17 protein-coding genes are annotated in these 16,047 nt (G+C 43.6%); 9 read left to right on the forward strand and 8 right to left on the reverse strand.

The features are described from left to right. Positions 1-148: 148 nt before the first annotated feature. Positions 149-781 (reverse strand): response regulator, encoded by a 633-nt coding sequence (locus AB6E30_RS08540; protein ID WP_372082863.1) that lies wholly within the window; start codon positions 779-781, stop codon positions 149-151. Continuing rightward, on the reverse strand, positions 768-2,498 hold the full coding sequence (gene narQ, locus AB6E30_RS08545) for a nitrate/nitrite two-component system sensor histidine kinase NarQ (protein WP_372103274.1): 1,731 nt from the start codon (positions 2,496-2,498) through the stop codon (positions 768-770). Before narQ ends, AB6E30_RS08540 begins: the two co-directional genes overlap by 14 nt. A gap of 253 nt (positions 2,499-2,751) precedes the next feature. Between narQ and napF the strand changes: the two genes are divergently transcribed. The 6 genes from napF to AB6E30_RS08575 all read left to right on the forward strand — a co-directional run bounded on the left by napF (position 2,752) and on the right by AB6E30_RS08575 (position 7,368). Then, positions 2,752-3,231, forward strand: coding sequence for a ferredoxin-type protein NapF (napF, locus tag AB6E30_RS08550; RefSeq protein ID WP_017067052.1), 480 nt, complete (start codon positions 2,752-2,754; stop codon positions 3,229-3,231). Positions 3,232-3,254: 23 nt separating this feature from the next. Then, a complete protein-coding gene (locus tag AB6E30_RS08555; protein WP_017062612.1) occupies positions 3,255-3,560 on the forward strand; it encodes a chaperone NapD in 306 nt (101 codons plus the stop codon). Then, complete coding sequence (gene napA / locus AB6E30_RS08560) at positions 3,557-6,046, forward strand: periplasmic nitrate reductase subunit alpha (RefSeq protein ID WP_104216304.1); 2,490 nt, start codon at positions 3,557-3,559, stop codon at positions 6,044-6,046. The genes AB6E30_RS08555 and napA overlap by 4 nt, the downstream gene beginning before the upstream one ends. A gap of 109 nt (positions 6,047-6,155) precedes the next feature. Further along, entirely contained in the window at positions 6,156-6,611 is a 456-nt protein-coding gene (locus AB6E30_RS08565; RefSeq protein ID WP_008219291.1) for a nitrate reductase cytochrome c-type subunit, read from the forward strand. 29 nt (positions 6,612-6,640) lie between these two features. After that, entirely contained in the window at positions 6,641-7,219 is a 579-nt protein-coding gene (locus AB6E30_RS08570; RefSeq protein ID WP_017069144.1) for a NapC/NirT family cytochrome c, read from the forward strand. An 11-nt stretch (positions 7,220-7,230) separates the two neighbouring features. Then, complete coding sequence (locus AB6E30_RS08575; RefSeq protein ID WP_372055221.1) at positions 7,231-7,368, forward strand: TIGR02808 family protein; 138 nt, start codon at positions 7,231-7,233, stop codon at positions 7,366-7,368. 127 nt (positions 7,369-7,495) lie between these two features. Here the strand turns inward: AB6E30_RS08575 and phaC are convergent, their stop codons facing one another. The 5 genes from phaC to AB6E30_RS08600 all read right to left on the reverse strand — a co-directional run bounded on the left by phaC (position 7,496) and on the right by AB6E30_RS08600 (position 13,067). Next, positions 7,496-9,322 (reverse strand): class I poly(R)-hydroxyalkanoic acid synthase, encoded by a 1,827-nt coding sequence (gene phaC / locus AB6E30_RS08580; RefSeq protein ID WP_017072236.1) that lies wholly within the window; start codon positions 9,320-9,322, stop codon positions 7,496-7,498. Positions 9,323-9,397: 75 nt separating this feature from the next. Then, positions 9,398-9,745, reverse strand: coding sequence for a phasin family protein (locus AB6E30_RS08585; protein WP_017062616.1), 348 nt, complete (start codon positions 9,743-9,745; stop codon positions 9,398-9,400). Between the two features lie 130 nt (positions 9,746-9,875). After that, entirely contained in the window at positions 9,876-11,087 is a 1,212-nt protein-coding gene (locus AB6E30_RS08590; protein ID WP_102320772.1) for an acetyl-CoA C-acetyltransferase, read from the reverse strand. Positions 11,088-11,113: 26 nt separating this feature from the next. Continuing rightward, the gene (locus tag AB6E30_RS08595; RefSeq protein WP_017062618.1) at positions 11,114-11,854 is read right to left on the reverse strand and encodes an SDR family oxidoreductase; all 741 of its coding nucleotides are present in this window, start codon (positions 11,852-11,854) and stop codon (positions 11,114-11,116) included. Between the two features lie 529 nt (positions 11,855-12,383). After that, positions 12,384-13,067 carry an SH3 domain-containing protein gene (locus tag AB6E30_RS08600; protein ID WP_136979884.1) on the reverse strand — a complete coding sequence of 228 codons (684 nt, stop codon included), beginning with the start codon at positions 13,065-13,067 and terminating at the stop codon, positions 12,384-12,386. Between the two features lie 96 nt (positions 13,068-13,163). Here AB6E30_RS08600 and AB6E30_RS08605 point away from each other — a divergent pair, with 96 nt between their 5' ends. Next, positions 13,164-13,739 carry a hypothetical protein gene (locus AB6E30_RS08605; protein ID WP_372103277.1) on the forward strand — a complete coding sequence of 192 codons (576 nt, stop codon included), beginning with the start codon at positions 13,164-13,166 and terminating at the stop codon, positions 13,737-13,739. A gap of 269 nt (positions 13,740-14,008) precedes the next feature. Then, a complete protein-coding gene (locus tag AB6E30_RS08610) occupies positions 14,009-14,251 on the forward strand; it encodes a hypothetical protein (protein ID WP_372103280.1) in 243 nt (80 codons plus the stop codon). Between the two features lie 169 nt (positions 14,252-14,420). Here AB6E30_RS08610 and AB6E30_RS08615 read toward each other — a convergent pair whose 3' ends face one another. Beyond that, positions 14,421-14,879, reverse strand: a complete 459-nt coding sequence (locus AB6E30_RS08615; protein ID WP_017062622.1) for an Lrp/AsnC family transcriptional regulator — start codon at positions 14,877-14,879, stop codon at positions 14,421-14,423. A 149-nt stretch (positions 14,880-15,028) separates the two neighbouring features. On the opposite strand from AB6E30_RS08615, the gene AB6E30_RS08620 reads away from it, so the two are divergent. Continuing rightward, a complete protein-coding gene (locus AB6E30_RS08620; RefSeq protein WP_372103317.1) occupies positions 15,029-15,958 on the forward strand; it encodes a DMT family transporter in 930 nt (309 codons plus the stop codon). Positions 15,959-16,047 lie beyond the last annotated feature (89 nt).

Here is a 16,047-nt window from a genome sequence, read left to right on the forward strand (position 1 = left end):
ATAAAATGCGTAAACAAAAAGGCGCTGAACTTAATAAGTTCAGCGCCTTTTTTAATGTCACTTTCTCAACATCGTTAAAACTATCGAGACATGTACAAAATGTATAAACAGTCAGGCTTGAAATAGTGTTATCTCAAAGGAACAAGCCCTACTTCATTTCACCATAGCGTTCTAGATACAGAACCGTTGCAGCGGTACGGGAAGACACTTGCAGCTTTTTCAACAAGCTTTTCATATGTACCTTAACTGTCGATTCAGAAATAAACAGGTGATCGGCGATCTGCTTATTACGGTAACCTTTCGCGACTTCTTGAAGGATCTGCATTTCACGTTCAGTCAGTTGTTCGAAGATATCATTGCGGCTTCCAGCATCATTTAGGTAACGAGCAACCACACTGCTGTAAGCCTTGTCACCGCTGTTTGCTTGCTTAAGCAGTTCAATTAACTCATCGGGTTCAGTGTCTTTCAACAAGTAGCCATCAGCGCCTGCTTTTACAATCGCTTCAATGTCTGCAGGGCTATCAGAAACCGTTAGAATAACAATGTTTGCGCTAGAACCGTCAGTGCGAAGTGCTTTCAAGGTATCTAAACCAGACATGCCCTTCATATTGAGATCCAAAAGGATCAAATCAGGTTCTTCTTCATGAGCAAGAGCAACCGCTTCAGTGCCGTTACTTGCTTCTGCAATCACTTCGAATTCGTCTTCAAAGCTCAGTAATTGGCTTATACCTCTGCGCATCAATGGATGATCATCAACCAGCATTACTTTACAAATCGTCAACTTTAACTTCCTTCAAACTTTTATATTTCAATATGACTGTACAGCCTTCACCTTGCGCCGCTTCAATCGTCAAGTCGCCATTCAGTCTTACCGCACGCTCCTGCATAATGCTCATCCCGTAGTGGTTCACCTTGGAACTACTTGAGTCAAAGCCATCTCCATTATCTTTTATCACGACTAATACTTCACCGTCCTCATCGTTACAGCATACATCTATTAAGTCGGCATTGGCGTGTTTTATTGCATTTATTGTTGCTTCACGAATCAATTGAAGCAAGTGAACCTGACTATGCGCATCAAGCTCGATCGATGAGAGATTATTAGTGAGGTTAATCTTCGCATCGGTTCTCTCGCTGAGCGCCTCAAGCATGGTACTTAAGGCGTCTCCAAAGTTGCCCTCTTTAATGGTCAACCTAAATGTGGTGAGTAGCTCTCTTAACTGGGTATAAGCGTCGGCTAAGCCGTTTCCGATCTCAGACGCGATTTGTTCAGATTGCTCTCGGTGCTGTTGCTCTGGCAGTTTGCCAATCACACGCTTTAATAGTGTAACTTGAATTTTCAAGTACGACAGTGATTGAGCCAATGAATCGTGGAGTTCACGTGCAATCGTGGCACGCTCTTCCATGATAATAAGCTGTTCAGCTTTCTTTTGAGCACGATTGTAGTAGATCGCTCTCGATAGCAGTTGAATGAAGCTTTCGATCAGAGCTTTAGTTGAGTGCCCGTGGTGATATGAACAGTATAAATAGCCGAGAATAAGTTCGTTATCGTCGAGTTTCATCTCGAACTTTTCGTAGTCTAAATTCGAATCGTAACCTTCATCCATAATCAATGAACGGCCTGAGTTATCGACAATCTCGAGCCTCAGTGATCCAATCCCTTCCAAGCTCACGAGATGCTGCAAGATAGCTCGGAAGTTTTCAGGAGCAATACGCGTCACCGTGAGCTCTTGTGACGAGTTATAAAGTGCCTGCAGCGACTGGTTCGCATTTTGCAGCTCAATCGTCTTTGCATCCACCACATCTTCAAGGTTTCGATAAAGCACGCCTAAATCTTTGGCCATCGAGTTGAAGGTTTTGGTCAAAATGCCCATTTCGTTGTTACTGGTCACCTTGAGTTCTACCTCGAAGTCGCTGTTTTTGATTCTTTGGCTCGCACCGACAAGAGCATGTAGCGGTTTAACAACCTGTTTACGTACAAAGTGAACAACAAAAAGAGATATGACCAGAATCCCACCAAGGCCGATACCACCAGCCCACGCTAACTTTATTAACTTGTCTTCAGAGAACTCTTGCAGCTTATAAACGAAGCCATCGATTTCAGCCACGAAGTTTTCAACTAACACGAGATAGTGATCGCGCTCTTCGCTATTCAAGACCTGTTTTAGCTCATGCCAACGGCCGATAATTAAATAGTAATCTTCTGTGATGTCTGTCGGAACATTCCAACTGACCAAATTAGTCATGGATGGCGAGTAAAGAGAACTTTCGAATTCACGAATATGAGATTCATAATCGACAGATTCTATTTGAATATCATGGGCTAAACGGTAGCTTTGCATTCGCATTGAACCGGCCACGTTAACCGCTTCCGCATCATTCAAACTTGAAGCCAAAGTAAAGATGGCAAAGCCAGTCGTAGCAACCGACAACAGCAGTATAGAGAGCAAAGATTTTGCTATCGTACTTGTTACAGATGAAACCGGTTTTATAAGCAAAAGTGCCTTCCTATTGATAAATGACTTGCCAGCGATATCGTATTGTCACACATCAAAAATCATAGCTCCATTCAATATGTGATCACTCGCTCCGTAATTTATTGATCTAAGACAATATATGCCCCCAATTAGCCCTTAGGGGGTATTTATACAATTGTTTCTAAAACTACACTACTTGTGAGGACTCATTACAAGATATTAATAGAATAATGACCTACAATTACAACATCTTAGTAACATCTATAGGTATCTAGTGGTAGATCTATCAAAACGCCGTCTTTTTTCTAGACGAAAAGTTGACTCAAGCCAGATTCGTTTGCCTTGGATTGACAGCCTAGAAAGCTTTACAGATGACTGTACTCGCTGCGGTAAATGCATCGAGAGTTGTGAGACTAAGATAATCATTGTAGGCGATGGTGGTTTTCCCACTGTAGATTTCTCTATTGATGAGTGTACGTTCTGCTATCAATGTGCAGATGTTTGTCCCGAACCCATTTTTAAGCCAAAGCAAGGAGAGCCTTGGCAAGCAAAAGCACAAATCTCTGATAAGTGTTTAGCGCAACAAAATGTTGAATGCCGAAGCTGTGGTGACATGTGTGAACCTATGGCCATTCAATTTCAACTTAGAGCAGGCAGTGTTGCTCTACCAAAAATCAAGTTAGATGAGTGTAGCGGTTGTGGCGCCTGCGTAGCAATTTGCCCTACTTCGGCTATTCTTGTGAGTAATGCATAAAACAAAAATAACGAGAGCAATTTATGGCACTAAATGAAGTGCATATATCAAGTTTAGTCGTGCATGTGAGCCCTGAGCATCTAAATGAGATCAAAGCGGAGATCGATCAATTCGATAACGCTGAAATCTACGGAGATAGCCCTGAAGGCAAAATCATCGTGGTCCTAGAAACTGAAAACCAAGGTTTTGTAACGGACACCATCGAAGCAATAAACAACATTAAGAACGTTTTGGGGACAGCTTTGGTTTATCACCAAATCGAAACTGGACTCGACGAAACGGATTTAGAAACTGGAAGTAACAATTCTCAACTTGAGGGTGAAGTATGAAAATGACAAGACGTGCGTTTGTGAAAGCAAACGCAGCTGCATCAGCGGCAGCCGTTGCAGGTGTAACTCTACCGGCAACAGCAACCAACCTGATTGCTAGCTCTGATCAAACAAAAATCACGTGGGATAAAGCGCCTTGTCGTTTTTGTGGTACGGGCTGTTCAGTACTAGTAGGTACTCAAAACGGTAAAGTGGTTGCGACTCAAGGCGATCCAGAAGCTCCTGTAAACAAAGGCCTTAACTGTATCAAAGGCTACTTCCTTTCAAAAATCATGTACGGCAAAGACCGTCTAGAACAACCTCTTCTTCGTATGAAAGATGGTGAGTTCCATAAAGATGGTGATTTCGCACCCGTATCTTGGGACAAAGCGTTCGACGTGATGGCTGAGAAATGGAAAGCTTCACTGAAGAAGAACGGTCCAACAGGTGTTGGTATGTTCGGTTCAGGCCAATGGACAGTAATGGAAGGCTACGCAGCCGTTAAGATGATGAAAGCGGGTTTCCGTTCAAACAACATAGATCCAAACGCTCGTCACTGTATGGCTTCTGCTGTAGTAGGCTTCATGCGCACTTTCGGTATTGATGAGCCAATGGGTTGTTACGATGACTTTGAACACGCAGACGCATTCGTACTGTGGGGTTCAAACATGGCAGAAATGCACCCAGTACTATGGACTCGTATTACAGACCGTCGTCTAAGCCACCCACACGTTAAAGTAAACGTACTGTCTACTTACTACCACCGTTCTTTCGAGCTTGCAGACACGGGTTACATCTTCGAACCTCAATCAGATCTAGCAATTGCTAACTTCATTGCTAACTACATCATTCAAAACGATGCCGTTAACTGGGACTTCGTGAACAAGCACACGAACTTCAAGCAAGCAACGACAGACATCGGTTACGGTCTGCGTGACGATGATCCACTACAGAAAGCAGCCGCAAACCCTAACTCAGGCGAAATGACTGCTATCTCTTTCGAAGACTACAAAGCGTCTGTTGCTGAATACACAGTTGAGAAAGCGTCTGAAATGTCAGGTGTATCTCAAGAAGACCTTATCAAGCTGGCTAAGCAATATGCCGATCCAAACATCAAAGTAATGTCACTTTGGACTATGGGTATGAACCAACATACTCGTGGCGTATGGATGAACAGCCTTGTGTACAACATCCACCTTCTTACAGGTAAGATTTCTACTCCAGGTAACAGCCCATTCTCACTAACTGGCCAACCGTCAGCGTGTGGTACAGCGCGTGAAGTTGGTACATTCGCTCACCGTTTACCTGCCGATATGGTGGTTGCTAACCCTAAACACCGTAAAATTGCAGAAGATATCTGGAAACTTCCAGAAGGCACCATTCCACCGGTACCCGGCGCTCACGCTGTTCTTCAAGACCGTATGTTGAAAGACGGTAAAATCAACGCTTACTGGGTAATGTGTAACAACAACATGCAAGCGGGTCCAAACATCAACACTGAACGTCTGCCAGGTTACCGTAACCCAGATAACTTCATTGTATGTTCTGACCCGTACCCAACGGCAACAGCTCAAGCGGCTGACCTCATCCTTCCAACAGCAATGTGGATTGAGAAAGAAGGCGCTTACGGTAACGCAGAGCGTCGTACACAAGCATGGTACCAACAAGTGAAAACTGTAGGTGAAGCTAAGTCTGACCTATGGCAAATCATGGAATTCTCTAAGCGCTTCACTATTGAAGAAGTTTGGGGTGAAGAACTGGTTGCGAAAATGCCTGAGTACCGTGGCAAAACCATGTACGACGTGCTTTACAAAAACGGCAACGTTGATGCATTCCCACTGTCTGAAGCTCAAGAGCTTAACGACGATGCACAAGCTCAAGGTTTCTACGTTCAAAAAGGTCTATTCGAAGAATACGCAGCCTTTGGTCGCGGCCACGGTCACGATTTAGCACCATACGATCGCTACCACCAAGTTCGTGGTCTACGTTGGCCTGTTGTTGACGGTAAAGAGACACTATGGCGCTATAAAGAAGGTTCAGATCCATATGCTAAGAAAGGTTCTGATTGGGACTTCTACGGCAAACCAGATGGTAAAGCACTGATCATCAATGCACCATACGAAGCGCCACCTGAAGTACCAAACGATGAATACGATATGTGGCTATGTACCGGTCGTGTTCTTGAGCACTGGCACACAGGTACTATGACTCGTCGTGTACCAGAACTTTACAAAGCAGTACCGGATGCACTTTGCTACATGCACCCTGCTGACGCTAAAGCTCGTGGCCTACGTCGTGGTGATGAAGTTCTTATCGAAAACAAACGTGGTGAAGTTCGTGTGCGTGTTGAAACTCGCGGCCGTAACCGTCCACCACAGGGCTTGGTATTCGTACCATTCTTTGATGCAAGAATTCTGATCAACAAGTTGATCTTGGATGCAACGGATCCTCTGTCTAAACAGACAGACTACAAGAAGTGTCCAGTTAAGATCACTAAAGTTGCTTAAGCCCTAGGCTTAGAGAAACGATCTTAAGTATTTAATATTGCGACTACTTTTTCATCCTTTTGAAGAAGTAGTCCTCTCAAAGAATTAGCCTTTAGGCGGAGAAATTAACATGAAAAAACTGATTACTGCCCTACTATCAGCCGGTCTTTTGCTAGCTGGCGTAGCTCAAGCTGAGCTGGATAACCCTGGCGGCATTGGTGGCGTAGAGTCTTTACGTGGTGTAAGTGAGCTTGAAGCAACACGAGCAGCTGACGACTTCAAAAAGTACCCTCGCGACCAAGTGCTTGAGAGCGATTACGTATACCAGCCACCATTGGTACCTCACAATATCCGTAGCTACGAAGTCTCTCTGAACGCAAACAAATGTCTGTCTTGCCACAGCTGGAAAAATGCGAAAGAGATGGGTGCGACAAAAATTAGTGTTACTCACTACATGAACCGTGAAGATGCAGTACTTGCTGACGTTTCACCTCGTCGTTACTTCTGTCTGCAGTGTCACGTTCCTCAAGCTAATGCGAAACCATTAGTAGAGAACGAGTTCAAACCTGTTGACTCACTACGCTAATCTTAGCCGTATTGTAGAGAGGCTATTATATGAAATTATTAAAAGCGTTTTGGAAAAGACTTGCGACACCAAGCAAAGCAGCCGTAGGCGTTGTTTTGTTCTTGGGTTTCTCGGGTGGTCTTTTGTTCTGGGGTGCATTCAACACGGGTATGGAGGCAACCAACACGGAAGAATTCTGTTCTGGCTGTCACGCACCTATCGTTGCTGAAATCCAAGAGACAATTCACTACTCTAACCGTTCTGGTGTTCGTGCAATCTGTTCAGACTGTCACGTACCGCATGAGTGGACTGATAAAATCGTTCGTAAAGTTCAAGCATCAAAAGAGCTATACGCTCACTTTATTGCTAAGACAATTGATACGCCTGAGAAATTCAAAGAGCGTCGTCATCACTTAGCTGAGCGCGAATGGGCTCGTTTGAAGAAGAACGATTCACTTGAGTGTCGTAACTGTCACCAGTTTGATTACATGGACTTCTCAGAGCAGAGCCCCCGTAGTGCGAAACAACACTCGACTGCGCTAGCTTCTGGTGAAAAAACGTGTGTAGACTGTCACAAAGGTATTGCACACAAACTACCAGACATGCACGGCGTTGAAGGCTGGCAATAAGGAGCGATTGAATGAGTACTTTAGAAAGCGTAATTTGGCACATCCTAGGTTACAGCGCTATGCCAGTTATCATTCTTGGTGGCTTTGCAGCTGTTGCAGCCGTATCTCTTTGGATTTTATCTATGGGTAAAGACAAAGAAATCGATTAACAATCGAGATTCCATCAACTTCTACCAGATAATTCTGATATGAGTTGATACGAAAAAGCCACTGATTTCAGTGGCTTTTTTATTATCTGACGTTGTGTATCTTTATAATTGAATGTGACTTAACGCCCTAAGCTTCGTTTTCTGGCGCTTCTTTCTCTGCGGTCTCTTTATCAACCTGCTCTTGATCGACAATCGGCAGCACCTGTTTTACATAGTTGCCTGGCGCTTTGCCAATCACAGGATTAAGCTCTGAGCCTTGATTGAAAGGTTCGATTTTTTCGTCAGTTTCAAAACCTTGTAGCCACTGATTCCAGTGTGTCCACCAAGACCCCTCATTATGAGTCGCATTAGTTAGCCACTCATCCGCCGAGTCGTCTAGGTTGTCATTCAGCCAGAACCCGTACTTCTTCTTATCTGGATGGTTAACAATACCCGCGATATGACCAGATTCACCAAGCACGAACGTCTTGTTGCCACCGGTATTCAAGGCACCACGGTAAGTCCCCTGCCAAAGCGCGATATGATCTTCTTTCGCTGAAATGAAGTAGCTTGGTATTTTTATCTTATTGAGATCAATCCAGACACCGCCTACTTTCACGCCTTTGTCTTGAACAAGTTTATTCTCAAGGTAAAGCTCACGCAGCAAGAAATTATGGCATTTAGCAGCAACGTTAGTGCTGTCACTGTTCCAGTACAACAGATCAAACTCCATTGGGCTGCTGCCTTTTAGGTAGTTATCAATGTAGTAGTTCCAGTACAGGCTGTTTTCACGAAGCAAACTGAATGTCACGCTTAATGAACGACCATCCATGAATCCTTTAGCATCGTTCTGTTTCTCAATGGCGTTAATGATCGTTTCATTGATATATGCGCCAACCTCTCCCGGCTGAGAGAAGTCTAATAGAGTCGTAAAAAAGGTCGCAGTTTTAATGCGTTTCTTCATTCTTTTAGCAGCATAGTAAGCGACCGTTGAAGCGAGAACAGTACCACCAATGCAGTAACCTGCAGCATTGATTTGCTCTTTACCCGTGATATCTTCAATTGCCGTCACGGCTTTCGCTACGCCTTCCGTGACATAGTCACCGAACTCTAAGTCTTTTTGCGCTTCACCTGGGTTGCGCCAAGACATCATGAAGACGCTGTGCCCTTGCTCAAGCAACCAACGAACCATTGAGTTCTTTTCACGAAGGTCGAGAATGTAGTACTTATTGATGAATGGAGGAACGATCAACAAAGGCGTGGCGTTCACCTGAGGTGTTTTTGGGTAGTATTGAATAAGCTCGAACAGATCATTTTGAAAAACGACATCACCTTCCGTGTTCGCAACATCAACACCTAATCGGAAGGCATTATTGTTGGTCATACGGATCTTGAGGATATCCGCGCTCGCTTCAACGTCAGCTTGTAGCTGCTCTAGCCCATCTAGCAAGTTCTCACCATTGCGCTCAAGCGTTAGCTTCATCAACTCTGGGTTAGTCGCAATGAAGTTACTAGGAGAAAGAGCATTGATAGCCTGACGTGAAAAGAACGCCACACGTTCCTTGGTTTTCTCGTCTATGCCTTCGATTGAATTAATGGTGTCTATATAGCTTTTGCTGAATAACAAATAAGACTGCTTGATAAAGCTGTAAAACGGGTCATTTTTCCACGCTTCATCAATAAAGCGTTTATCACTGCGCTCTTCAGTAATGACGCTTTCGGTATTACCCATCAGTGCGGCATTTTGCCAAATCTTAAGTTGCTGCTCCCACCATTGAGATTGTAACTGAAGCAGAACGGCGGGTTGGTTGGCGGCTTGCTCGAAGATTTTTGACGCATCATCAAAATTCAACTCTTGCATCGCTTGATTTAGGGGAGATTGCGCGGCTTCCTTGTTTTGTTCAAAGTTTTCCCACCATTGCTGGTTTGTTTGTTGAAGTTTAACAAGGTAGTCCGAAAAGAAGTGTTGAAACATAACATGACTCCAATAATCGGAAAATCGCCACCGAGCCTCACAGTAAACACTGTGCTGACTCGATGGCGATTTTATTTATGCAGGTGTAACTGTTTTCAAGTTTTCAGTTGTTAGTGTTTCAACATCTTCTTTGAACTCTTTTGCAGCAGCTTGCATTTTTGAGCTATCACTCATCATCTGTTGAGACAATTGAGTTAGCGCTGCTAGTTGCTGGCTGTTGAACGCCGTTAGGCTAGTCACGTCTTTGATTTCAGTCACTGCTTTCATTTGCGCAAGACCCATGTTCGTGTAAGTCTGCATTGCATTCATTTGCAGTTCTGTCATCGTTTGGACGTTCTTTGCAACCAACTTGTTGAACTTTAAGTACGGTTCAAATTGCTTTTCAGTTTGGTCAGTAATTGTTTTGAAAATATCCGTGTACATAAGTAACTCCTGATGAATACATAGTTTAATAAATTTGTGTCACTATCGTTTCAGCCAACGCTCATCGATTAACTCGCGATGCTTTGAAAAGCTGATCCGATATTTAAGCTTGCTACCGATATATCAGGCTCTAACCTTCAATACCTTTTAGCAAAACAGCGGTTCCCATTCCCCCACCCACACAGAGTGAAGCAACGCCATAAGTCGTTTTCTGTTCAAGCATTTCATGGATGAGTGCAACAATAATTCGATTGCCTGAAGCACCTAAAGGATGGCCAAGCGCGATTGCACCACCATTCACATTGACCTTTGGCTTGAACTCATCAAGCGGTAAGTCATGCTGCTCTGACAATTGGTACATTACGCCAAGAGCTTGTGCTGCAAACGCTTCATTCAATTCAAACAAATCTACTTCTTCTAGAGTGAGATTCGCCTTATCAAGCGTTTTAGAAACGGCTTCTACTGGGCCTAACCCCATAATCTTTGGATCTAATCCAGACTGTGCGTAGCTCGTTAGCTCTACCAGTGGTGTCAGTCCGTATTTCGCTACTGCACTCTCTGAGGCTAAGATGATTGCACTCGCGCCATCATTGATGCCCGAAGCGTTACCTGCCGTAACAGACCCTTCACGGTCAAAAGCTGGACGAAGCTTTTGCAGACCTTCGAATGTCGCGTCTGACTTCGGATACTCATCGGTATCAAAAGTGACGGTTTGTCTGCGCTGCTTAACTTCTACAGGCACGATTTGCTCGTTAAACTTACCCGCCTCAATCGCAGCAACGGCTTTTTGTTGGCTTTCTAAGGCATAGTTATCTTGAGCTAGGCGCGAAATATTCAACGTGTTCGCGATATTTTCAGCGGTCATGCCCATGTGGTAGTGATTAAACGCATCGGTTAAGCCATCACCAACCAGTAAGTCTTTCATTGAGATGTCACCCATTTTGTGACCATTACGAACGCTCGCTGGTACCACAAAAGGAATTTGTGACATCACTTCAACGCCAGCAGCAATAACCACTTCAGCATCTTGTGCTTTGATGTGCGCCGCTGCGTCCATCACTGATTTCATTCCGCTGCCGCAAATCATGTTCACGCCGTATGCTGGTGTTTCCTCAGGAAGCCCTGCATAGATGGAAGCCTGACGAGCAACCCCCATGCCTTGACCTGCCGAAATCACGTTGCCGACGATTACTTCATCAATCGCATCTAACGAAAGATCGACAGACTCAAGTGCACCTTTGATCGCAACGCCAGCCAGTTCACCCGCAGATACGTTTTTTAGCGACCCGGTAAATGCACCAATAGGAGTGCGCTTAGCCGCAACAATAAATACTTTTTCCATCATTCCAACCCCTTCAGTTTCGCCAATTACTGCATGTACAAGCCGCCATTCACAGACAATGTTTCGCCTGTAATGTACGCGCCAGATTCACTCGCTAAAAAGCCCACTGCGTCTGCAATTTCAACAGGTGTTGCTAAGCGTTTCATCGGAATTTGGTTCTTGATTGAATCCAGTACTTCAGGCTTCATTTGCTCAACCATAGGAGTTGCTGTGTAGCCAGGGGCAATCACGTTCACGGTTACGCCGCTACGAGCGCCTTCTGCAGCCAAAGCTTTAGAAAAACCAATCATTCCAGCTTTCGCTGCTGAGTAGTTAGTCTGTCCAAATTGACCTTTAAGACCATTGACGGAAGAGATGTTGATGACACGGCAGTTACCCTTTTCACACATAGGAGCGAACAAAGGTTGAGTCACGTTGAACAAACTGTTTAAGTTCGTTTCAATCACATCTTTCCACGCTTCGGCATCCATCTTTTTAAAGACGCTATCACGTGTAATACCTGCGTTATTGACCAGCACATCCACCGTGCCTTCTTCTTCTAACAACTTGCTTAAGCTCAGCGCACATTCCGCAGTATTGGTAACATCTAATTCAAACAATCTCACTTGATCTTCGGTGAATTGTTTTTCGTTAAACCAATCCAAGGCACATTGGTAATTTCCAGTAAAATAAGTCGCGATAACACGATAGCCGTCTGCAACTAATTTAGAGGAAATTGCTGAGCCGATACCGCCTTTTGACCCTGTAATTAAAGCAAGCTTTTTCATTAATGGTTCCATCCCTTACAAGCAATTAAATAACAATGATATTAATAAGATAATGTCTTAGCTGATAATTAAACTTTACGTTTTGCTTTAATTAAACCCTACAACTCAAAATCAAAAAGTATTATTACAAATATAAAATATTTTCGTATTATGATTAAAAACTAGACTTGCATCCCAAAATTAATGAAATGTTGCGAACATGTAAATTAACACAAAGCTCTGATATTAATAAGGTTTGTTTAATTTTGCTTTTATCAACAAGCAGATAAGCCTTTGTTAATACGAGATAAATCTATATCTCTCAGCTTGTTTCAAGAATAATGCAATGTGGGAATTTGAAATGATTGATCACGAGAATAATAACAAAACTATTATTAGAAATTAATAAATGGTTCCTAATGATTCTATATGAGCTTCAATATAATTAACGTTCTAAATGGGGACGATGAGCATTATGAATAGACGAAAAAGCCCACTCAATCTATGAGTGGGCTTAAGTAAATAGCATTAATAAATTGAGCTTGGGATCTCACTTCGTAAATATTTCATTTGTATTTACATCAAGATAAATTTTGTTTTCAAGGGACAACCCACCACAATAAATAAAATAGACATCTCGATTGCTGTACTTAACAGATTTCACCCATCCGCCTAATTCTTCAAAATCACTTGGGGCACACTCCCCCTCAGAGATCAGTTTAGCCACCGAATTACGGAATTTTTCTTGATGGATCTTGAGGTCATCAGACTTAACCAAATAGGAATCCAATATCTCTTTGCTTTCTTTTTCCGAAATAATGACTTCATCATTCGATAAGCCTGACATAGAGACCCATTCCGCCGTCTGTGGGCCGCCATCTTTAAGGACAATATAGTCTGAGATACGAGCCCATTCTCCCTGTTTCTCGAGTACCTCCACCTTTTCCCCTTTGTAGAGGTAATCCGTTATCAAGCCATCAATTTCAGGTTGCTCGACCACTTCAAGCTTTCTCTCCAAAACGTAAAATTCCGTCTGCTCGGGTTCAGGCTGAAGATCCATGATGGGTACAAGCTCAGATTCAGATTGCTCGGTAGCTTCTAACGCCGGCTCTTCCGTTTTCTCTTGTGGGATTGGGTCTTTATTCATGACCAAGAAGTAGTATGCCGCTCCTCCCCCTCCGCCCAATATCAACAACACAAGTAAAGCGATCAGCGCTTTTTTCATCAAATCCACCAGCTCTTCCGTTATAGGTATGTCTCAAGTGTACATCAACTCATGCTGCTGCTCATCTATACTCTCAATAGAGCGCACGGTAAGTAGAGGAAAGTCATGAGTTTTTGGGGGAAAGTTATCATTGTAAGCGCAACTTTTAGTGCCAATGTCGCTCTAGCGAATCATTGTGACCGTGAAAACTGGCAAACACTGTTGGATCGTCAGCTCTCTTTTGAAGGTCGCTATAATCAGTACACCAAAGAGTTCAACCAAGTTCTTTCAACCTATGAGTCACAGACATTGTTATCTAAGCACTTTAATGAAAAGCAGATCATTGAGCTTTGGGCAAAGTATGAAGAAAGGTTTAATGTGCAGCTCAATAGTCATATGAATACCGCGTATGACGTCTCCGAGGTTTTGCTACAACAGGCGTATGTTGTGTCTAGTGAACTTGAAGGCGCTGACTCTCTAGCGTATTCATGGCAAGCCGTCGCCAAACACTGCACCAAAGCAAGACTCCCACGCCAGGCAGAAAGCGCGCAAGTGCACGTCCAAAGCTCACAATCACTCTCCCGAGATCTCCATACACTCAGTGAAAAATTCCGTCAGCTGTCTTCAAAATACCGCAGAGAAGCGACGATGATTGACGAAGCCCGCCACATAAACCAACCAGCAAACGGTGCATCAAACTGAAATCACCATTAGATTCTCTCACTCGTTCGACTGGACTTTTCCGATAAATATGCTCAATCCCATTCATAATATTCTAAGAACTCGTTAATCAAAGCTTTATCAATAGGTTGTGAAAGTAATGTGCTATCTATCAACAATGAAGTTCAATTTCCGACCAATGCAAGCGAGTATGTGAGATATTCATCACAAAATAGATTTACAAACGCCAGAAAATTGTTATCATGAATCTTCATATAACTTAATAACAAGAAACATTTTGGCTAGGTAATATGCAAAAGACTATGGCTTTCAACTGCTTGAGTAACACGGAATGGACTGCAGAGATAAGAGGTAAACTTTTATCTGTAGCTAAACACATGGAAGAGTACGGTTCAGTAAGTGAGCTAGAGCTATGTAAGATATTTGGAGAGACAATTTGGAATGACGGCGTGGATTATCATTCACATGCTTTTTCATTCAGAATTAATGCACAAACTGGGGATTGTTCAATCTCTAACTTTAAGTATCACTAAGTTTTGCACCTATCATATACGGAGTACCTTTCACGAGGTGCTCCGTTTTTTATTGCCTGAAGCCTGACACTTAATGGATGATTTTTGATATTGACCGCGCTTCTACTTCAGGAGTAAACCATTTCGTTTTCAGCTCATTCTGCCTTCGTGTTACTGCTCAGAGTTTGGCTTAATCGGTATAAATTGGCAGTGGTGCATTGCCTTTTACTTGTCTTATCGCAAGGTGGGTATGAATATCTTTGACGTTAGAGAGCCTTTGAAGTTTTCTTGTAAATGCCTCGTAGGCCATCAAGTTCGGGCTAACCACTTCTAGCAAATAGTCATAAGCCCCAGATACAACGTGGCAACTGATCACCTCTTCCATCTCTACAACAGCCGCCTCAAACTTATCTATCGACACTTCTTGGTGGTTGTTTAGGCTCACCTCAACAAACACACTCATTGCGATGCCGACTTGTTCTCGTGACAAGCTCACACGATAACCGTCAATAATGCCCTTTTCTTCTAGCCTTTTGACTCGTCTTGCACAAGGCGAAGGTGATAAACCCACTTCATCAGCAAGTTCAGCCGTGGTTAACCTGCCATCTTTTTGTAGCAGTTCGAGAAGATGTCTATCAATTCTATCCATAGTAAATGCCAAACATTAGTTAAATCCGTTAATTATTTGGTGAATATTAGCAGAAATCATCAACGATAGTTTAAGTTAGGCCAAAACTTGCCAACCTGTGGCACAACAACTGTTCCATAATGAGTCATCACCCACTCTCCTTCAATATTATGAATCTTGGCTACTTATCTATTACTGTCACCCTACTCATTTGGGCGAGCTTTTTCCTGTCTCTTAAAGGCGGCGCAAATTCAGATTTAACACCTGCAGATATCGCCCTCACAAGATTTCTCATACCGGCTTTGGTGTTATTGCCTTTGATGTGGAAAGCACGCAGCGCGATTGCCGTCGTCCCTAAACGGTATCTAACGGGTATGTTTGTCGGTAGCGGATTGCCTTATCTGCTTGTTGCCGGAACGGCCATGCAGTTTGTTCCGGTCTCACATGGCAGTGCTCTTGTTCCGGGCACGCTCCCTCTGTTCGTCACAGGAATTGCGGTACTCTTTTTTAAGCAACCACTCAGCCGACACCGTGTTGTTGGTTTAGGTTTGGTTTTACTCGGTATACTGTTGTTTTTAGGAAGTAGCTTAAGCAGCTTCAACTTTGAATACACCAAAGGTCATTTATTGTTTTTATGCGGAAGCTTAATGTGGGCGATGTTCACCATCTCAGCCCGTGTCGCTAATCTTAATGCGTTAGTCAGTGCCGGTTTTATTTCTCTCTGTTCTACTTTGCTTTTACTCGTCCTAATTCTGACTGGAAACCTCCCAAGCCACCTAATGGACACACCAATCGCTAATTGGCCCTTCACGGAGCTTGCCGTTCATTCAACAGTGCAAGGCGTTGGGGCGGGTTTAATCGCTGCGTTCACTTACCTTTATGCGGTTAATACCTTAGGGGCTGAACGCTCTGCCGCTTTTGGCAGTGCAACACCCGCAGTGGCGACCTTGTTGGCGATCCCACTATTCAACGAGATTCCTGATGCGATGACTTGGCTCGCCCTTGGTTCTATTTGCATCGGCAGTTTGGTCGCGAGCAACATATTCATGAGAAACGACCAGTCGATGCAGTACCAACCGCCAAGCCACAGCAAAGCCTGATACTGCGTTCAAACCTAAATACAGTTCCCCTAAGCATCGATTTTAGGGCTTGTAGTACACAGATAAGCCCACAAACGTAGGCTTATCTA

The sequence above is a fragment of the Vibrio sp. 10N.247.311.12 genome, from assembly GCF_041467515.1.
In the GTDB taxonomy this organism is placed as follows: domain Bacteria; phylum Pseudomonadota; class Gammaproteobacteria; order Enterobacterales; family Vibrionaceae; genus Vibrio; species Vibrio crassostreae_C.

Bases quoted from the DNA above. Each gene is read 5' to 3' on its own strand.
- AB6E30_RS08565 (WP_008219291.1), top strand. From the start codon at position 6,156: ATGAAAAAACTGATTACTGCCCTACTATCAGCCGGTCTTTTGCTAGCT.
- AB6E30_RS08575 (WP_372055221.1), top strand. From the start codon at position 7,231: ATGAGTACTTTAGAAAGCGTAATTTGGCACATCCTAGGTTACAGCGCT.
- AB6E30_RS08610 (WP_372103280.1), top strand. From the start codon at position 14,009: ATGCAAAAGACTATGGCTTTCAACTGCTTGAGTAACACGGAATGGACT.
- AB6E30_RS08620 (WP_372103317.1), top strand. From the start codon at position 15,029: ATGAATCTTGGCTACTTATCTATTACTGTCACCCTACTCATTTGGGCG.
- AB6E30_RS08570 (WP_017069144.1), top strand. From the start codon at position 6,641: ATGAAATTATTAAAAGCGTTTTGGAAAAGACTTGCGACACCAAGCAAA.
- AB6E30_RS08585 (WP_017062616.1), bottom strand. From the start codon at position 9,745: ATGTACACGGATATTTTCAAAACAATTACTGACCAAACTGAAAAGCAA.
- AB6E30_RS08595 (WP_017062618.1), bottom strand. From the start codon at position 11,854: ATGAAAAAGCTTGCTTTAATTACAGGGTCAAAAGGCGGTATCGGCTCA.
- AB6E30_RS08615 (WP_017062622.1), bottom strand. From the start codon at position 14,879: ATGGATAGAATTGATAGACATCTTCTCGAACTGCTACAAAAAGATGGC.
- AB6E30_RS08605 (WP_372103277.1), top strand. From the start codon at position 13,164: ATGAGTTTTTGGGGGAAAGTTATCATTGTAAGCGCAACTTTTAGTGCC.
- AB6E30_RS08555 (WP_017062612.1), top strand. From the start codon at position 3,255: ATGGCACTAAATGAAGTGCATATATCAAGTTTAGTCGTGCATGTGAGC.
- napA (WP_104216304.1), top strand. From the start codon at position 3,557: ATGAAAATGACAAGACGTGCGTTTGTGAAAGCAAACGCAGCTGCATCA.
- phaC (WP_017072236.1), bottom strand. From the start codon at position 9,322: ATGTTTCAACACTTCTTTTCGGACTACCTTGTTAAACTTCAACAAACA.
- AB6E30_RS08590 (WP_102320772.1), bottom strand. From the start codon at position 11,087: ATGGAAAAAGTATTTATTGTTGCGGCTAAGCGCACTCCTATTGGTGCA.